General features: G+C 43.2%; 17 protein-coding genes. 16 read left to right on the top strand and 1 reads right to left on the bottom strand.

What is annotated here, in order from left to right; translation table 11 throughout:
• Positions 1-533: 533 nt before the first annotated feature.
• Positions 534-1,286 (top strand): LytR/AlgR family response regulator transcription factor, encoded by a 753-nt coding sequence (locus AAEO56_RS17965; RefSeq protein ID WP_341698459.1) that lies wholly within the window; start codon positions 534-536, stop codon positions 1,284-1,286.
• A 2-nt stretch (positions 1,287-1,288) separates the two neighbouring features.
• Here the strand turns inward: AAEO56_RS17965 and AAEO56_RS17960 are convergent, their stop codons facing one another.
• On the bottom strand, positions 1,289-2,047 hold the full coding sequence (locus tag AAEO56_RS17960) for a response regulator transcription factor (RefSeq protein ID WP_341698458.1): 759 nt from the start codon (positions 2,045-2,047) through the stop codon (positions 1,289-1,291).
• A gap of 105 nt (positions 2,048-2,152) precedes the next feature.
• Between AAEO56_RS17960 and AAEO56_RS17955 the strand changes: the two genes are divergently transcribed.
• The 15 genes from AAEO56_RS17955 (at position 2,153) to AAEO56_RS17885 (ending at position 18,787) form a co-directional block, all read left to right on the top strand.
• Positions 2,153-5,137: a histidine kinase dimerization/phosphoacceptor domain -containing protein gene (locus AAEO56_RS17955; protein ID WP_341698457.1), complete on the top strand. Its 2,985-nt coding sequence runs from the start codon at positions 2,153-2,155 to the stop codon at positions 5,135-5,137.
• A gap of 184 nt (positions 5,138-5,321) precedes the next feature.
• On the top strand, positions 5,322-5,852 hold the full coding sequence (locus AAEO56_RS17950) for a YeeE/YedE family protein (RefSeq protein ID WP_341698456.1): 531 nt from the start codon (positions 5,322-5,324) through the stop codon (positions 5,850-5,852).
• Between the two features lie 766 nt (positions 5,853-6,618).
• Complete coding sequence (locus AAEO56_RS17945; protein WP_341698455.1) at positions 6,619-10,962, top strand: CusA/CzcA family heavy metal efflux RND transporter; 4,344 nt, start codon at positions 6,619-6,621, stop codon at positions 10,960-10,962.
• A gap of 6 nt (positions 10,963-10,968) precedes the next feature.
• Positions 10,969-12,096 (top strand): efflux RND transporter periplasmic adaptor subunit, encoded by a 1,128-nt coding sequence (locus tag AAEO56_RS17940; protein ID WP_407934968.1) that lies wholly within the window; start codon positions 10,969-10,971, stop codon positions 12,094-12,096.
• Between the two features lie 152 nt (positions 12,097-12,248).
• Positions 12,249-12,875 (top strand): Crp/Fnr family transcriptional regulator, encoded by a 627-nt coding sequence (locus tag AAEO56_RS17935; protein ID WP_341698454.1) that lies wholly within the window; start codon positions 12,249-12,251, stop codon positions 12,873-12,875.
• A gap of 68 nt (positions 12,876-12,943) precedes the next feature.
• On the top strand, positions 12,944-13,735 hold the full coding sequence (locus AAEO56_RS17930) for a sulfite exporter TauE/SafE family protein (RefSeq protein WP_341698453.1): 792 nt from the start codon (positions 12,944-12,946) through the stop codon (positions 13,733-13,735).
• 164 nt (positions 13,736-13,899) lie between these two features.
• The gene (locus tag AAEO56_RS17925) at positions 13,900-14,334 is read left to right on the top strand and encodes a DUF983 domain-containing protein (protein WP_341698452.1); all 435 of its coding nucleotides are present in this window, start codon (positions 13,900-13,902) and stop codon (positions 14,332-14,334) included.
• Between the two features lie 70 nt (positions 14,335-14,404).
• Positions 14,405-15,820, top strand: coding sequence for an MBL fold metallo-hydrolase (locus AAEO56_RS17920; RefSeq protein ID WP_341698451.1), 1,416 nt, complete (start codon positions 14,405-14,407; stop codon positions 15,818-15,820).
• Positions 15,821-15,891: 71 nt separating this feature from the next.
• Positions 15,892-16,161 carry a rhodanese-like domain-containing protein gene (locus tag AAEO56_RS17915; RefSeq protein WP_341698450.1) on the top strand — a complete coding sequence of 90 codons (270 nt, stop codon included), beginning with the start codon at positions 15,892-15,894 and terminating at the stop codon, positions 16,159-16,161.
• 10 nt (positions 16,162-16,171) lie between these two features.
• Complete coding sequence (locus AAEO56_RS17910) at positions 16,172-16,378, top strand: YgaP family membrane protein (protein ID WP_341698449.1); 207 nt, start codon at positions 16,172-16,174, stop codon at positions 16,376-16,378.
• A gap of 1 nt (position 16,379) precedes the next feature.
• Positions 16,380-16,634, top strand: a complete 255-nt coding sequence (locus AAEO56_RS17905; RefSeq protein ID WP_341698448.1) for a heavy-metal-associated domain-containing protein — start codon at positions 16,380-16,382, stop codon at positions 16,632-16,634.
• 37 nt (positions 16,635-16,671) lie between these two features.
• Positions 16,672-16,974 (top strand): thioredoxin, encoded by a 303-nt coding sequence (gene trxA, locus AAEO56_RS17900; RefSeq protein ID WP_341698447.1) that lies wholly within the window; start codon positions 16,672-16,674, stop codon positions 16,972-16,974.
• Positions 16,975-17,277: 303 nt separating this feature from the next.
• Positions 17,278-17,460 (top strand): hypothetical protein, encoded by a 183-nt coding sequence (locus tag AAEO56_RS17895; RefSeq protein WP_341698446.1) that lies wholly within the window; start codon positions 17,278-17,280, stop codon positions 17,458-17,460.
• A 170-nt stretch (positions 17,461-17,630) separates the two neighbouring features.
• Positions 17,631-18,332, top strand: coding sequence for a peroxiredoxin (locus tag AAEO56_RS17890; RefSeq protein ID WP_341698445.1), 702 nt, complete (start codon positions 17,631-17,633; stop codon positions 18,330-18,332).
• A 2-nt stretch (positions 18,333-18,334) separates the two neighbouring features.
• Positions 18,335-18,787, top strand: a complete 453-nt coding sequence (locus AAEO56_RS17885; RefSeq protein WP_341698444.1) for an OsmC family protein — start codon at positions 18,335-18,337, stop codon at positions 18,785-18,787.
• Positions 18,788-18,885: the final 98 nt, after the last annotated feature.

Below are 18,885 nucleotides of genomic sequence, written 5' to 3'. Positions count from 1 at the left end.
TGGCATCGTGTAGTAAAAAATCATAATTTATAACATCTGATGCTTTTTTTTCACATGTGCGGTCGATTTTGGGGTATTACCTTTGCTGTGTAAACAACATCAAATGACATTTGGAGGAATATTAATTAATGATAATCCGGTAGCTGCACAGATTCTGAGAAAATGTTGGATGCCATTTTTAGCTACGTCAATAATTACGACTTTGGTCGGGTTCCCAACCCTGGCGTGTCAAAAAATATAACTATTTATTTTGGATTCGAAGGTTGGTTGCCTTCACTTTTTGGGGAAGCCGCAGGCTTTCGGGCCTGCGGTTTAGTTTTTTAAATGTATAACCGCATTACGAAATAAATGTACGATTAGTTGGATGCTAAAGGTTGGTTGCCTTTGGTTTGGATGGACCGCGGGCCTTGCGCCTGCGGTTTTTTTGAAATACTCAAAATTCATGTAAAAAAAACTTATAAAATGCGATGCTTTTTTTTCGCATAGGCATTAATTCACCAGACAATAACTTTGCTTATAATTCAACCCTCACCATGACATTTAAAGCTATAATCGTTGATGACAATCGCCATGAAGCGCACCTTTTGAAAGAAATGTTAAATGACATTTTTTTTGAGATCGCTGTCCTTCCGGTAGCCATAGACGGAATAGGAGTTGCCGATGTGGCCTGCATATTGCAGCCCGACCTTATTTTTATTACTGTTTCCCCACGCAGTATGGACGTACTGGTGGCGCTGAACCGGATGAAAATACAGCCGGAAGTAATATTCCTGTCGCCCGATAAGGCCAATGCTGCCATTGCTTATGAATATAATGCCTCCGGGTTTATACTAAAGCCTATAGAAAAGGATGCGCTCACCACTACGGTGGCTAAGGCGCTCCTGAACATGAAGAACCGCAAGCTGATAACCAAAAACCTGCACAAGCCTGCCGCGACCGACCGGAGTTTTTTCATTATTTCGTCGCTCAACAGCTACGAGATCATCAAGCTGAAGGACCTGCTGTACTGTATAGCCGATGGCCGCTATACCGAATTCAGGTTGGTAGACGGCACGAAGCTGGTTGCCTCAAAAAACCTGTCGGTATATGATAATATCCTCTCTGGCCAGCGTTACTTTTTCCGGGCCAGCCGCTCCTCTATCATCAATTTTGAGTACGTGAAGCGGGTAAACAAAAAAGACGGCATGCAATGCGAGTTTATAGACGGCTCTACTGTGGCAGTGGCGAAGCGCAAAATAATGGAGTTTAACCAGTTCCTGCAATCAATGGATGTAGGGTTTGAATAGCGCTATGGCAGGTGCCTTCGCAACATTTCCTTCTTCCTGTAGTCCTCTACGGTTACACCGGCCACTTTCTTAAACAGTTTGCTGAAGGAGCTATAGCTTTTGAAGCCAAGGTCGAACGCCACAGCACCTGCCGCAATGCTGTCATCAGCGCTTAGTAGCGCCATCGCTTTTTGGATTTTACACTGGAGTATATACTGGTGCGGCGTTACCTGTAGCGTTGTGGTAAACATGCTGATAAAATGGTTTTTTTTCCACCGCGTTTGTGCGGCCAGGTCGTCCAGGTATATTTTTTCGAAAATGTTGTCGTGTATGTAGTTGATAACCTTTCGTATCTGGAACGGGACATCGTCGGCTATTTCCGGCGCGGTAGTAGTGGTGAGGTTTACGTTTACATGCCGGAAGCTGTTGAGGGCCAGCACCACATTGGTAACGATGTCTACAGGCTTAAATGGTTTTACTATATAGCCGAATGCATGGATTTTTGACAGACGGAAAAGGGTTTCCTTGTCGTGCAATGATGTGATGAATATAAAGGGTACCGTTTTTTTTTCATGAAGGTACTCCCCTATCCGGATACCGTCGTCCTTACTACGGAGCATGATGTCGACAAGCACCAGGTCGAACGGGTGCATTTCAATCGCATTGATCGCAGATTCGTAGTCGGTAAGGTTGGCCATGCACTCGTGGCCCTCTTCTTCGAGAATGTCCTGTATATCCCTGGCTATAAGCAGTTCATCCTCTATAATTGCTATAAACGACATTTTTATATAATTTTTAAATAGGCTTGTAGTTAAATATTAAATATATCAATTAATATTTATTTAACAATCAAATAAGCCAAAGAGTTGTAATATATTTACTATGATATGCTTTATCGTATTTTAAGACTAATTTTCTGGCACATCCTTCTACTTTGCCTGGCCTCTAATGCTCAGACTGCCACGCAGGTTACAGTTCCTTTATGGATAAACGACAAGGATAACCCCATGGTTACCACCAGGGGCTGTGTGCAGGACAATGATGGCTTTTTATGGATAGCTACCGAAATGGGGCTATACCGCTATGACGGCCTGAAGCTTGAGAAAGTGATTCATCCGAAGTACCCGAACATCCAGATAGAACGTATTAAACAAATAACGAAGGATGTACGTTCAGGGGAAGTGTTATTCGATACCTATCCGTCACGCAAATGGTTTTCTATTAAAAAAGGCGTCATTTCCAGATTTGATGCTAGCAAGGGAGACAAAGTTGTAATGCGTGACAACGTATACAGCCATATAACTGTAAATAAAAAACTTAGGAAAACACTGGAGGATTTTCCGGTACCTAAAGTAGATATAGCCTTTATAAAGAATAATATCAGCTTTGATGCCCAACAGTTTTTTACTGTAGGGAAATATCTGTATGTGCGGTATGTAAATACAATAAAAATTATAAACACCACGGAATTAAATGACAGTGAAGATCTTTATATAAAAAAAAACGGGCTGTTTTTCCGAATTGGGGATAAGCTATTTGTGTCTGCCAACGGAAGCATTTATGAATTGCGGGGAACCACCCTCCTAAAGAATAAGCCGGTAACAACAGATGGGCGACTGCAATCTTTCCTGTTACGTTCGCTAAAAAACGATACCGGGAACGACCGCTTCATTCATGGCTATAAAGACGACTACTACCTATTTTCCGATGGCAGCGTATATGTTGTGGAATACGTAAACAACAGGCTTCAGACACGTTTTGTGGCTTTTACAGGCATTGCCGACATCAATAGTATTTACCATGACCATGATCGAGGCATCTATTTCATGAACACCATTACTGCGGGCATACTAATGGTAAAGGAAACCGGTTTTAAAACCCTGAGATTTTCGGACTACAAGCTGGATATTAATTACTCCGTAGCAAAGATTGATATGCATTCCCTCTACAGCGCCAGCGGATGGAGATATGACCTGGAAACAGGCTACTTGGAAGAAGACAAGTATTTTAAAAATAGTAATCGTTCTTTTTTAATGAAGTATAACAGCAAATTCTATCGACAGGATACAACTGTCTTAAGGAATATTGATAATTCTGACATATTGTGGGATAACAATGACGGTGGCCACTGGGCAGAAATGACGGGCTATTGTATGCACGGCGGCATGCTTTGGGTATCCACAAGGCATCCGGACCGGCCGGTTATGTACCTGCGCAACGGAAAAACGGAGATCGATATTTTTTTAGCCAATGCATTAAAAGGTATATGCGTAACAGGTTTATTTTCGTGGAAGAACAAGATTGTTATTACAACAGAAAAAGGAGTGTACGAGTACAGTCCTTTTTTACAAAGGATCAACGCTGTACAGGGGTTGGAAAGTGTTTATGCGCGAAGAATTGTGCGCAACGACGAAGGGAGTTACTGGGTTTGCTGCTACGGGCAGGGGCTGTATTTGGTATCAGGCGGTAAAGCCTGGCATGTTAAGGGACGTAACGCAGCAATTACCACCACTCACGCAGTGGAAACCGACAGGCTTGGCAACATGTGGATAAGCACCAACGAAGGCCTGTTATCGGGCGTAAAAAGCGCTGTGATACAAAACACACTGGAAGGGAAAGCTGTCGATTTGTACCGGTTTACAACGCAGGAGGGGCTGGTTACAAACGAATTTAACGGTGGCGGCACGCATCCTTCGGTTAATGATGGGCATATTATAGGTTTTCCTAATATGAAAGGTTTTTTGTGGTTTCACCCATCGGAGTTAAAAAAGCAGGCTTTCAGTGAAGATATAATAATAGACAGGGTTTTGTGCGAAGGTGAAGCCATAATGCCGGGAAAGGCAGGTTATACTATTACAAGCAATGCCGGTATTATTGAAGTTGACTTTGCCTACGCCTATTACTTTAACCGGGATAACCTTACCATTGAATACCGGCTCGAAAAGCAGGGCCGATGGCAAAAAATAACCGGAAATAACTTTAGCTTTGCCCGGACATGCGGAGGAATGGAAAAGCTTTATATACGGATTATAACGCACGGCACAGGGAAAAGCGTAACAAGGGAATTTGACTTTCAGTTTGAAAGCCGTTACTACGAAACTGCCTGGTTTTGGCTTGGGATACTCCTTTTTGCACTACTCGCGGCATATTTTTTCTTTCGTATGGGTTTAAAGATACATAAGAGCCGGGAGGAGGCACTGAAAGAAAAAGTTGCTGAGAAGACCCGTGAGCTACGTTATGCTATCGAGCAGCTTACCGCATCCAGGGCTGAAATTTCAAAATCGCTTATTGAGAAAGAAACCTTATTAAAAGAAATTCACCACAGGGTTAAAAACAACCTGCAACTTGTAATAAGCTTATTAAACATCCAAAGCCGGAGGCACAATAATTCGATTGAAGAATTCCTGTCCAAAGGGCGTGACAGGATAATGGCCATGGTACTGATACACCAGCATTTATACCAATCGCAGTCGATAGAATATGTAAGTGCAAAGAGCTACATTGAAAATTTAACCCTCTCCATCCTGAAAAGCCATTCCGGCAGTACAGATATTACTATAAACGTGGATGCGCCTGATATCGAGATGAACCTTGAAACTGCCATCCCCATGGGGCTTATAGTAAATGAATTTGTAAGCAATTCGATGAAGCATGGTTTTCCGGATAAAAACACAGGCGAAATAACGATTTGCCTGGACACCATGAATGATAAGATGAGGCTAAAGATGCAGGATAACGGTGTGGGATTTGACCCGGGTACAACAAAGGCAAAAACCTTCGGACTGGAACTGATAAAAATCATGTCAACCCAATTGAATGCAAAATTGTCTGTAAATTCTGTAGGGCATACAAAATTTGTCCTGGTATTTTAAGGAATTTACAATTTGGATAATCCACTGGTTCTATTCATTGACAACTATTAAACTTATGTAATATGCCGCAAACTTTTTGTTCGATTTTGAAAATCTTGTTACAGGACAATTTTAAGTTACGTAGCAAATGATATTGACTGGCTGTACTGCATGGCTTTATTTTGCAGTTCATTAAACTGCTAATATGAGCTGGATTTATGAATCGTGCCCCCTGGTATGTGTCAGGTCCACTAATTGCACTTACCATGACAGCACTTTTATTGCCGGGAAGAATTTCGGCATGTCGTCTAACCTGTGTACCGTGTGCGCCGAATTGGGTGCGGGAAAAAACTGTGATTTCTTTTACTTTGACTGGCGCAGCCAGCGGTGGAACCTCCTGATTATGGCAGGTGCTATTATTGGGGGCTTTATCGCCATGCACTTCCTGTCGGGTAATCCCATTCCTGATATCAACCCTGAGGTTATAGTCCAACTTAGACAAAAAAGATTTGAAAGCGCGGGCAGCAGCTACCAGCCAACAGAACTTTTTGGTAACGGTGCTTTTTCAAACCATAGCACTGTTGCTTATTGGCGGGTTTTTGGTAGGTTTGGAGCGCGATATTCTCCTTTCATGTTAATAGATGTTTCATACACTCCCCAAATAATCTCTACTTTACGTTTTCTTTTATTCATTTGCAACTTGATATATGCTGTACATTTATATACCCAACGCTAAATTATAGCATGACCACCCTGAACGCCAAGCATCTTCAATAGCTTTTCAACATCCCAACAGCTCAGAATAAACCTAAGCCTAAAATATCAGGCCTGAAGAATTATAGATTTCGGACAGCAATAACCTTTGATATTCATAAAATAAAAATTTAAGACAATAAGGCAGATCTTATTTCCAGATGCGACAGAACCGACTAAAACGACAGTACACTGTTTTATTTATACTTCTTATAAACAACGCATTAAGGTTGGTTTCAAAAATAATTTTATAAAATTAGCGGTATATTTGTTAGGTGAAAAAATATGTTTCCATACTATTCTTATCTGTTTACCTGCTGTCTATAACACAGTTGGGTGAATTGCTAAAACTGCCCGTAATGGTGGAGCATTTTATGGAACACAAGGAACTTGATACTACCATAACCATCTGGGGGTTTTTATGCAATCACTACCAGGGTCATGACGTGTTTGATGCGGATTATGAAAAGGATATGAAACTCCCCTTTAAATCGCATACAAGTACCTGTTGTATATCTGTCGCCTTTTATCCACTAGTACCTGAATTTAAATTTTTGCCTGCGGTTAATTACAGCTTTAAAAAACAAAATTTATTTGGATACTCTTTTTCATATTCTCCCGGCTTTCATACTTTAATTTGGCAGCCTCCTAAGAACTGTTAATCATTTATAGTTTATGATTTTTTCACAAACACTTGTGTGTTTTGTGCTATGCCTTATTTTTTAAAACTACGATTAACAAGAAAATTTATGCTTACTAAAATAATTGAGTTTTCCGTACGGAACAAACTCATCGTAGGGCTCTTTATAATTGCCCTGATAGCCTATGGCTCCTACGAAGCCATCCGCCTCCCCATAGATGCCGTACCTGATATTACCAACAACCAGGTGCAGGTCATTACCATTGCGCCATCCTTTGGCGCTACCGATATTGAGCGGTTAGTCACCTTCCCCATAGAACAGGCTAACAGCAACATATCCGGTATGAAAGAGATCCGCAGCTTTTCCCGCTTTGGGCTTTCTCTTGTAACGATTGTTTTTAATGACGATATCGATGTGTACTGGGCGCGCCAGCAGGTAGCAGAGCGCCTGCAGCAGGTACAGGGCCAGATACCCCCGGGTATAGGCACGCCTACACTTGGCCCTATATCTACGGGGCTCGGAGAAATTTACCAGTACGTAGTAAAACCTAAAAAAGGTTATGAGAAAAAGTTTGATGTAACAGAGTTGCGTACCATCCAGGACTGGATCGTAAGGAGGCAGCTCATAGGTGTTAAGGGCGTTGCCGAAGTAAGCAGTTTTGGCGGCAGGCTCAAGCAGTATGAAATTGCAATCAACCCCAATAAGCTTAATGCTTACGGCATTACTATTAATGATGTTTTTGATGCCGTAGAAAACAACAACCAGAATACGGGAGGTGCCTATATAGAAAAAGGCCCTACAGTGCTGTACATACGCAGCGAAGGCCTTATAGGTACTACCGGGGATATAGAAAACATAGCCATAGCCGGCAAAAATAATGTACCCCTTTTTATAAGGGATGTTGCCGAGGTTAAAACCGGATATGCCACACGGTACGGTGCCATGTGCTATAACGATGAGGGCGAAGTCTCCGGCGCTATTGTGATGATGCTTAAAGGCGCTAATAGCAGTGAGGTAATCAAAAATGTAAAAGAGCGTATTGCCAAGATACAAAAAACGCTTCCTGAAGGGGTTGAGATAGAACCTTTTTTAGACCGCACAAAGATGGTTAATAATGCCATTGGCACGGTAGAACAAAATTTGCTGGAAGGGGCGCTCATTGTAGTGTTTGTGCTGGTAGTTTTCCTGGGCAACTTCAGGGCTGGCTTATTAGTTGCATCAGTAATCCCTTTAGCTATGCTCTTTGCCATTTGTATGATGAATCTCTTTGGGGTAAGCGGAAATTTGATGAGCCTTGGTGCCCTTGATTTTGGATTGATCGTGGATGGGGCCGTTATAATTGTGGAGGCCGTAATGCACCAACTATCAGTTAAAGCCCGAAATAAAGACGGTTTTACTACACTTACTACTTTGCAAATGGATGATACCGTTAAAAGCTCGGCCAGCAAGATGATGAATAGTGCCGTATTTGGCCAAATAATCATCCTTATCGTATACCTGCCTATTTTCACGCTACAGGGTATTGAAGGGAAAATGTTTAAGCCAATGGCGCAAACCGTCGCGTTTGCATTACTTGGTGCATTTATACTGTCGTTAACCTACATACCCATGATGAGCGCTTTCTTTTTAAGTAAAAGATCAAAGCTGGCAAAAAATCTGTCGGACAGATTAATGCAGCGCCTTGAAAATATATACCAGCACAGGCTTGCTAAAGTATTGCGGTTTCCAAAAACGGTTTTAGCCAGCGTGCTGCTGCTTTTTGTTTCAGCAATAATAACGGTAACATTTTTAGGCGGTGAATTTATACCGGCACTCGAAGAGGGCGATTTTGCTGTAGATACCCGCGTATTGACCGGCAGCAACTTAAATACTACCATAGAAAGTACACAAAAAGCGGCCCATATATTAAAAACGCGTTTTCCTGAAGTGCTTAAAGTAGTTACAAAAATAGGCAGTGGCGAGGTACCCACCGACCCGATGCCCATGGAAGCCAGTGACATGATGGTAATCTTAAAAGATAAAAAAGAGTGGACATCTGCCCACACATTTAATGAACTTTCAGAAAAAATAAGCAAAGCCCTTGAAGATGTCCCGGGCATCACCGCAGGTTTTCAGTATCCGGTGCAAATGCGCTTTAATGAACTTATGACGGGAGCGCGCCAGGATGTAGTGCTTAAAATATTTGGCGAAAACCTTGATACCCTTGCCATCACTGCAAGTAAACTTGGCAAAATAATAACTACCGTTAATGGCGCTACAAACCTGTACATAGAACCCGTTACAGGCTTGCCTCAGGTAGTTATTGCCTACAACCGCCCTGCAATAGCACAGCACCACCTTTCTATAGCCGATGTAAACAAAGTAGTGAATACCGCCTTCGCCGGACAAAGCGCGGGATTGGTTTTTGAGCAGGAAAAAAGGTTTGACCTTGTTGTACGCGTAGATCAGGGCCAAAGAAAGGATGTTGAAGACATACAAAACCTGCTCATACCCGCGCCCGATGGCACCCAGATACCATTGCAGCAATTAGCCGATGTACAAATTAAAAACGGGCCCAACCAGATACAGCGCGAGGATACCAAGCGACGGATAGTTGTAGGCTTTAATGTAAAAGGCCGGGATGTACAAAGTATTGTAAATGAACTGCAGGCAAAAATAAATAAGGGCGTAAAACTTCCTGTAGGCTATTATGTTACGTATGGTGGCGCTTTTGAAAACCTTAACCAGGCAAAAGACAGGCTGATGATAGCTGTTCCTGTATCGCTGCTACTTATTTTTATCCTTTTGTTTTTCGCTTTTAATTCTGTTAAGCAAGGCCTGCTTATCTATACCGCTATACCATTGTCTGCCATTGGCGGCGTCTTCTTTTTGGCATTGCGTGGCATGCCTTTTAGCATAAGTGCCGGGGTAGGCTTTATCGCACTGTTTGGGGTAGCCGTTTTGAATGGCATTGTACTTATAGCCGAGTTTAACCGACTTAAAAACAACGGTATGAAAAACCTCTCCCATATTGTTTTAAAAGGGACAAGATCAAGGCTGCGACCGGTATTGATGACGGCATTTGTAGCCTCGCTGGGTTTCCTGCCTATGGCTGTGAGTAATGGTGCAGGTGCCGAAGTGCAGCGCCCACTGGCAACCGTTGTAATAGGAGGCTTGCTGGTTGCTACGTTCCTTACGCTTTTTGTGCTGCCCCTGCTCTATATCTTATTTGAAAAAGGTATCCCGGTAAACAGGCTTAAAATAAAAGGCAGCCTTACCATAATGGTTTGCCTGTTTATGCTTAGCACAGTAAATGCTCAGGAGAAAATAAGCCTTGAGGACGCCCTTAAAATGGCAGTAGCCAATAACAATACTGTAAAGCACGAAAAACTTAATGCCGCATATGCCGAGGCACTAATTAAATCTTCCGCTGACATACCCAAAACCTCAGTTTTTGGTGAGACCGGACAGATCAACAGTGCCTACAACGATACCCGTTTTGGCATCTCGCAGACCATCACATTCCCTACGGTTTATAAAAGACAGAAACAGCTTTTTACAGAGCAGTGGAAATCATCGCTGTTAAATGCAGCCCTAAAGGAAAATGAGGTTAGAAAAGCGGTAACACAGGTCTTTTACACCGTATTGTACCTAAAAGAAAAAGAAGCACTATTGCTCCGGGCAGATACCCTTTTTTCTGATTTTTATGAAAAAGCAAGCCTGATACTGCAAAAAGGGGAAAGTAATGTATTGGAGAAAGCCACCGCTGAAACGCAACGCGCAGCAATACATATGCAATTAAAACAGCTGCAACAGGAACTACAGGGAACACTACTTCAATTTCAGGTACTTCTAAATACGGAGTCAGTACTTATGCCGGAATCACAGGATATAAAAGCCGGGCTTATAGCTATAAATGAAGGCATAGAAAACAATGTGTATTTAAAACTCTTACAGCAAGAGCAAAAAAGTGCCGCCGCCCAAAAGCAATTAGAGAAGTCGCAAAAATTACCGGACCTTACCGTTGGGTATTTTAATAACAGCTTTAAGGGTATGGGCCCCGATAATAGTTTTTATTATAGCAATGACCGTTTTAGCTCGGTACAGCTCGGCCTGGAGATTCCAATTTTTACACGTAGCCAGAATGCAAAGATAAAAGCAGCAGGGATAGCAGTAAATATGGCAGAAAATCAGTATCAAACCCAGTTGCAGCTTATTAAGTCCCAATACCAAAATTTACTGTTAGCTTACACCACTGCCAGTGAAATTTTGGACTATTACCAGGATTCCGGTTTAAAAAACGCCTTTCTTATTAGCCAAACCGCCAAAAGCCAGTTTGTAAACGGCGAGATCAATTTTTTAGATTTCGTAATGCTGGCCAATCAGGCCATAGCAATACAAAACGATTATTTGGAGGCTGTTAAAGCCTTTAATGATACCATTATTGAAATTAATTCCATTACCTCAAATTAAATTAAAATGAAAAAAATACTAATACTTGCCGGCACATTCCTTATGCTGGCAGCATGCAAAAATCCTGCTGAAGAACAGCAAGCTCCACAAGAGGCCATCACTACAAATACTGTGGTACTCACCAAAGCACAACTGCAAAATGCAGCGATAGAAACCTCCAGGCTGTCTGAAAAAAATATCGCGACGGTGCTTAAGCTAAATGGAAAAATTGAGGTACCACCGCAAAACCTGATCTCGGTCAGCGCTCCTTTAGGTGGTTATCTGGTAAAAACTAAATTATTGCCCGGCATGCCTGTCAGAAAGGGGGAAGTCATAGCGATCTTACAGGATGAACAATATGTGCAGCTGCAACAGGATTATTTAACGGCAAGATCCAGGCTGCATTTTGCAGGTTTGGAATACAACCGCCAGAAAGGCCTGAATGAGAGCAAAGCCGCCAGCGATAAGGTAACCCAGCAGGCAGAAGCCGAACTGGCAAACCTGCGCATTTTGGTAAGTGCCCTTTCGGAAAAGCTTAAGCTAATAAATATTAACCCTGAAAACTTATCATCGGGTAAAATTTCTAAGAGCATTACGGTAATAAGTACGATAACAGGTTTTGTAAGCAAGGTGAATATAAACATAGGAAAGTACGTCAGCCCGGGCGATGTAATGTTTGAACTTATTAACCCCGACGACATACATTTAAACCTAAACGTTTATGACAAAGATGTTGCTCTGCTGGCTATTGGGCAGAAAGTATCTGCATACAGTAATGCCCAGCCTGATAAAAAATATCTATGTGAAATTATTTTGATAAGCAAGGATATAAATGCTAATGGAAGCACCGAAGTGCATTGCCATTTTAAGCAATATGATAAGGGCCTGCTCCCCGGTATGTACATGAACGCCGAAGTGGAAACTTTAGCCGCTATGGCCAATGCGGTACCGGAATCAGCGGTAGTGTCTTTTGAAGGCAAGGACTATGTTTTTATACAAACCGCAGCGCAACACTACGAAATGATAGCCATAACTACCGGCACTAAAGAAAACGGCTACATAGCCTTAACAGATGCAGCGTCGTTGAAAAATAAGGCTATAGTTACTAAAGGGGCTTATACCCTATTGATGAAACTTAAAAATAAAGAAGAGTAATCGTAACGTTAATTATATAAAATTTTGAATCAGGCACACTATCATTTACTATTTAACCATTTGCCGATCATAGTCCCAATTGTTGTGGTATTGGTGATTATCGTCTTTCTTTATCTATACTAATCTTATCTTTGCCATCTGATAAGAATCCTATGACCGACAATATTAAAAGTTTATTCCCAGCATTTTCAAAGGCACTGCTTGAAGATATTGAAAGCAATGCGGTGTTTCAAACGGTACATTCGGGCGATGTAATTATGCGCACCGGCCAGTACATTAAGAGTACCGTGCTTGTGCTGAGCGGCACGATCAAAATTTATCGCGAAGATGATAACGGCGGTGAATTTTTCATGTACTACCTCCAGCCCGGACAAGCCTGTGCCATATCCATGATTTGTGCGACCAAAAGCGAGAAAAGCCAGATCATGGCCAAAGTAGTCGAAGATGCCGAACTGATGATGGTGCCGCTTCCGCTAATGGACAAATGGATGATGCAGCACCGCACCTGGTATGAGTTTGTGATCGACACCTACCGCAGCCGCTTTGAAGAAGTTCTGGAAGTGATCGACAGCATAGCCTTCCGGGCGATGGATGAGCGGCTGGACTTCTACCTTAAGCGCCATCAGCAGGCTCTTGGCACTAACGACCTGAAATTATCGCACCAGGACATTGCTTCGGAATTGAATACATCACGGGAAGTGGTCTCAAGGTTATTGAAGAAAATGGAACAACGCCAATTGCTCAGGCTTCACCGTAATCATATTGAGCTGCTGAAATAGATCCACTGTGTGATAAATGTTACGTTGCGTAAAAATTTATAGGCCAATATTTGCCTAAAATTTTTGAGATGGAATATTTTGGCTACATCGCTTCATTACTAATTGGGATAGCCTTAGGTCTTATTGGCGGGGGAGGCTCCATTTTAACGGTACCTATCCTGGTCTATCTCTTTAAGGTTACCCCGGAGGATGCCACCAGCTATTCGCTGTTTATAGTTGGCAGTACAGCACTGGTAGGTAGTTACCAACACTACAAGCTTGGGAATCTAAAAATAGGCCCCGCACTGGTTTTCGCTCTTCCATCGGTCGTATCGCTCTTATTTGTGCGAAAGCTTATACTTCCCGCCATACCCAGCGCCCTGTTTCAGCTTGGCCATTTAGAGATAACGAAGGACTTGCTCCTAATGATCGTATTCGCCGTTCTTATGATAGCTGCTTCCACTTCAATGATCAGAAGATCAGCTGCCGGTAGCGAGGGGATTGGAAAAACAAATATGACCCGATTGTCGCTGATCGGGTTCCTGGTCGGACTTGTTACCGGCTTGCTTGGGGCGGGAGGCGGGTTTTTAATAATTCCTGCTTTGCTGTTCCTTGCAAAACTCCCCATGAAGCAGGCCGTAGGCACCTCACTGCTGATCATTTCGATCAATTCACTAATCGGTTTTGGTGGCGATGCCCTGTCCGGTGTTTCCATCGATCATATGCTTTTAGGAGCCATTACAGCGATCGCAATTCTTGGCATGCTTATCGGGACGGCATTATCCAGGAAGATAGACGGTGCAGCATTAAAACCCATATTTGGCTGGTTTGTTTTGGTAATGGGCATATACATCATTATAAAAGAAACCGCAGTGTGGTAGATCCCTGTATATCTTAAAAACAGCCATATGCACTTCTTCTCCCGGATTGCCCCGCGGACTTTAATAAAATTCGACAGAAGTGCGAACGTTACTATCTTCTGTTGTGTAACAAATGTCACTGTAGGATAAAAGTCCCGGGAGTACCTTTATCAAAAAATAAAATAATGGTCAATTATATCAGAAATATCGTATCCGGAAAATGTCCGCGCTGTCACAAGGGTGAAATGTTTACCCACCGGTGGTACCATATGGGGTCTGCTAATAAAATGGTAGGTAATTGTAAGGTGTGCGGGCAGCGCACCCAGCTTGAGCCCGGATTTTACTTTGGCACAGGATATGTCAGCTATGCGCTGACGGTCGGGTTTTCGATCATCACTTTTGTACTATGGATCGCGGCCACAGGGATCGGGATCAGTGACATCCGCATCTTCTACTGGCTTATTGCGAATATTGCCCTGCTGATACTGCTGCAGCCATTTTTCATGCGATGGTCGAGGATGTTATGGCTTTCCTGGTTTTTCCATGATGACGACAAATACCATCGGCCTGGGGATGTAAGCACAAGTCCAGCCACAAAAAATAAAACAACTATTCACTAATGTAACAGTATTCAAAGTCAGCATATAAGCATTAGCATCGTTTTGGAATAAATCTGACAAAAGCAGTAAAATGAAAATAGAACAGATCTATACAGGGTGCCTGGCACAGGGCGCTTATTATATCACTTCGGGTAATGAGGCGGCGATAATTGACCCGATGCGCGAAACACAACCATACCTGGATCGCCTGGAACGCGATAATGTAAAGCTTCGGTACATTTTTGAAACACATTTCCATGCTGATTTTGTTTCGGGCCACGTAGACCTGGCCAACAAAACAGGTGCAGGAATCATATATGGCCCAAATGCTTCAGCCGATTTCAAACACATTTCCGCCGCTGACGGACAGGAATTCCCATTGGGAACCTGCCGGATCAAGGTATTGCACACCCCTGGCCACACCATGGAAAGCACAACATTCCTGCTAATTGATGAAAACGGCAAAGACCATGCGATTTTTTCAGGGGATACCTTGTTTATCGGCGACGTGGGAAGGCCCGACCTTGCACAAAAAGCGGCCTTGATGACCAGGGAACAACTGGCAGCCACCCTCTACCATTCACTCCGGACAAAAATAATGACGCTCCCCGACGACGTGATCGTCTATCCCGCCCATGGCGCCGGAAGCGCCTGCGGCAAGAACATGAGCAAGGAAACTGTTTCCACCATTGGCGAACAAACGAGATCCAATTACGCCCTAAGGGCCGATATGAGTGAAAGCGAATTTGTAAAGGAAGTCACTGACGGGCTCCTGCCGCCACCGACCTATTTCGGGATGAACGTGGCTATGAATAAATCCGGGATTGGGAGCTTTGAAAGCGTTTTCAATCAGGGGATGCGCAAGATAAGCGCCATAGCGTTTGAAGCAGTAGTGGAAGAGACCGGTGCCCTGATCCTGGATGCCCGTCCCGGCAATGTATTTTGCCACGGATTCGTTCCGCGATCCATAAACATCGGTATCGACGGCGATTTTGCCCCATGGGTGGGTACCCTTATCGCAGATGTAAACCAGCCGGTTATCCTGGTGACAGAGCCGGGATTTGAGGAAGAGTCCGTCACCCGTTTAAGCCGCGTTGGGTTTGACAACATTGTAGGGCATCTTGACGGCGGATTTGAAGCTTGGAAAAACGCCGGATATGAGATCGATAACGTCTACCGCATTACCGCCACAGCGTTTGCTGAAAACGTCAAACTGTTACGGGATAAGGTGATTGACGTTAGGAAAGAAAGCGAATATGAGGCCGGACATGTCGAAGAAGCATATTGCAAACCTTTAGCATTTATAAACGAATGGATAAAGGACATTAACCCCCGGGAACATTTTTACCTGCATTGTGCCGGCGGCTACCGCAGCATGATCGCCGCCTCTATCTTGCAGGCGCGCGGGTATAGGGATTTTACCGAAGTCGAAGGAGGGTTCAATGCCATTGCTACAACCAATTTATCCCAAACAGGCTTCATTTGCCAAGGCAAAACCCTAAAATAATATTCATCCAAAATAAATCATATATGCTAAGGATCCTAAAAAATATATTTTCAAAAAAAGACAGTACAACAATGGAAAAACTAATAAAAGAAGGCGCCTTCCTTGCCGATGTCCGCTCCCCTGGAGAATATGCCCAGGGAAATGTCAAAGGTTCTGTAAACATTCCGGTTGACCAGGTGGAAATGCAACTGGACAAATTCAGGGATAAAAAGCAAATCGTTGTATTTTGCCGCAGCGGCATGCGCAGCAGCCGGGCAAAAGCCACTCTGGAAAAGAACGGCTTTACCAATGTCACCAACGGCGGCACCTGGCAGGCGGTAAATAATATCATTAATAAATAAAATCAGGGTTATGAAAAAAAATATGGGTTCGACAGACAAAGCCATACGAATCGTCCTGGCAGTTTTAGTTGGAATATTGTATTTGACAAATGTAATTAGCGGCACCGCAGGCCTCGTATTGGGCATTTTTGCTTGTATTCTCGTTGCTACTTCATTTATCAGCTTTTGCCCGCTCTATGCTATTTTAAACACAAACACCTGTAAAACAAGAAAATAAAATGTACCAGATCGAAGTTGAGAACATCAAGTGCGGGGGCTGCGTAAGCAGCATTGAGAAAGCATTGCTTACGCTTAAAGGCGTTGATGAGGTCATAGTTACCATTGAAAACGGTATTGTCGTGATCGTTGGCGATGCCGATAGGCAGCAAATTGTACGGAAGCTGGCAGAACTCGGCTATCCCGAGAAGGGGAATAATACCATCGTATGCAAAGCAAAATCGTATTTTAGTTGTGCGGTAGGGAAATTAAGTTAATCCAGTGATTACAAACTAAACTTATAGGCTAAATAAAATGGACGATAAATTTGACAACATCATCAATTCAGACAAACTGGTGCTGGTCGATTTCTTTGCGGCCTGGTGCGGCCCGTGCCAAATGCTGGGCCCGATCTTAAAACAAGTCAAGGACAACCTTGGCGACAGGGTTACCATCATCAAGATCGATGTCGATAAAAATCAGGCAGCAGCAGAGCATTACCGTGTTCGTGGTGTACCTACACTGATGCTTTTCCAGAACGGCAAGCAGCTTTGGCGGCAATCCGGCGTACTTTCAAAGGAAGAAATCATCAGGACGATCCTGGAAAAAAGCATGTAGGCCAGATCTGTGATTTTTGCGGTACAGTGTTTCATAAAACAATTCTAACAAAACATTGGTAAGGAACTTCAGCGGGAAAGTAAAAATTGACGAAACAAGCTATTAAAACTCTTCAGGCAGCGCAGATTATTAAAAAGTAAGATAATGGATAAAATATTTTTCGGGATAGTTATACTGCACGTAGTAGTAGGCTTTGGATGGTTGCTTTACAGGCTCGAATGGCAAAAAAAGAAACCTGACGATCAGGATGAAAAAAAATAATAGATGGCTAATAAAATAAATAGTAATTAATATTTATACACGATGAAAAAAATTGTTTCGATCATGGCTTTGGCAGCCGTTCTGTTCTCAGTGAATCTAACTGCCCAGGAGAAGGAAAAGCCAAAACAAAAAAAGAAGGCCAAAACGGAGAAGTCCTGCACTGCTGCAGAAAAAAGATCCTGCACCAAAGAAAAAAAGGCTGGATGCTGCGCTAAAAAGCCTTAATGGCTGTTTTGGACTTAATAAAGAGTGCTTGGGCAACCAAGCACTCTTTATTTGAAAAAATTAACCGTAAAGTGATAAATATCACAGCTATCGGCTATTCGATAAGATACCTTTACCTGATACAATTATCAAAAGAACACACCCTAAACAGTTTTTAGTCAGTTCATAGTATGGAAAACCCGGAACAACAAATCGCTACATTGCCAAGGATAGGCGACAAAGCACCCGCATTCACAGCAGTTACAACACAAGGAGATATTAATTTCCCCGCCGATTATGAGGGAAAATGGATCATTCTCTTCAGTCACCCTGCTGATTTCACTCCGGTCTGTACATCAGAGTTTATGACCTTTGCCCACATGGAGCCCGAATTCACGGCACTGAACTGCCAGTTGGTAGGCCTGTCCATCGATGGGCTATATAGCCATATCGCCTGGCTAAGGACCATAAAGGAAAAGATCCAATTCAAGGGCATGAAAAATATCGAAGTTAAATTTCCCCTGATAGAAGATATCAGTATGACGGTGGCAAAAAAATACGGGATGATCCAGCCCGGAGAAAGCACGACCAAGGCCGTACGTGCCGTTTTCTTTATCGACCCAAAAGGCACAATACGGGCGATGATCTATTATCCGCTGTCGATGGGCCGGAATTTTGACGAGCTCAAAAGGGCTTTGATAGCGATGCAAACTGCCGATGCCTATAACATTGCGACCCCGGCCGACTGGCGTCCCGGCGACGATGTGATCGTGCCAACAGCCGGATCTTGCGGAGTGGCCAAAGAAAGGATGGAAGACAAGGACGAAATGACTTGTTATGACTGGTTTTTCTGCACCAGGCCATTGCCGTTAGAAAAAGTAAGAACCCAATAATTATGGAAGCACATTATTACAACGTTGAAGTAAACTGGAACACAGAACGTAAAGGGGTAATGTGTTCTCCTGAACTGGATCGCGGGAACGGAACCTGCATCGAGGTCGCGACGCCACCGGAGTTTCCCCACGGCATGCCCGGAATCTGGTCGCCCGAACATTTATTTACAGCTGCGGTAAGCAGCTGCCTGATGACGACTTTCTTATCGATAGCCGAAAATTCAAAATTGGCCTTTGTAAGTTTTAGCTGCAAGGCAAAAGGCAAACTCGAACAGGTTGATGGCGCATTTATGATGAGCGAGATCATCCTTGAACCCACTGTAACTATTGCGGATGGTAAAGATCGCGAAAGGGCGGAAAAGGTTTTGCGAAAATCAGAGGCTGCCTGCCTGATCTCAAATTCCGTCAGGTCAAAAGTTATCATGGAGCCGACAATACATGTCCGGTCTATATAGATTCATAATGTCCAGTTGATTATTTTAAATGTCTGAGCGATCAGGCATTTTTTGTTGTGTGACATTAGTTACTGACTGGCTTCTACCGCAGCAATACC

Origin of the sequence: Flavobacterium arundinis (assembly GCF_038289855.1) — a bacterium.
Taxonomy (GTDB): domain Bacteria; phylum Bacteroidota; class Bacteroidia; order Flavobacteriales; family Flavobacteriaceae; genus Flavobacterium; species Flavobacterium arundinis.
This window is presented reverse-complemented; position numbering and strand designations above follow the sequence as displayed.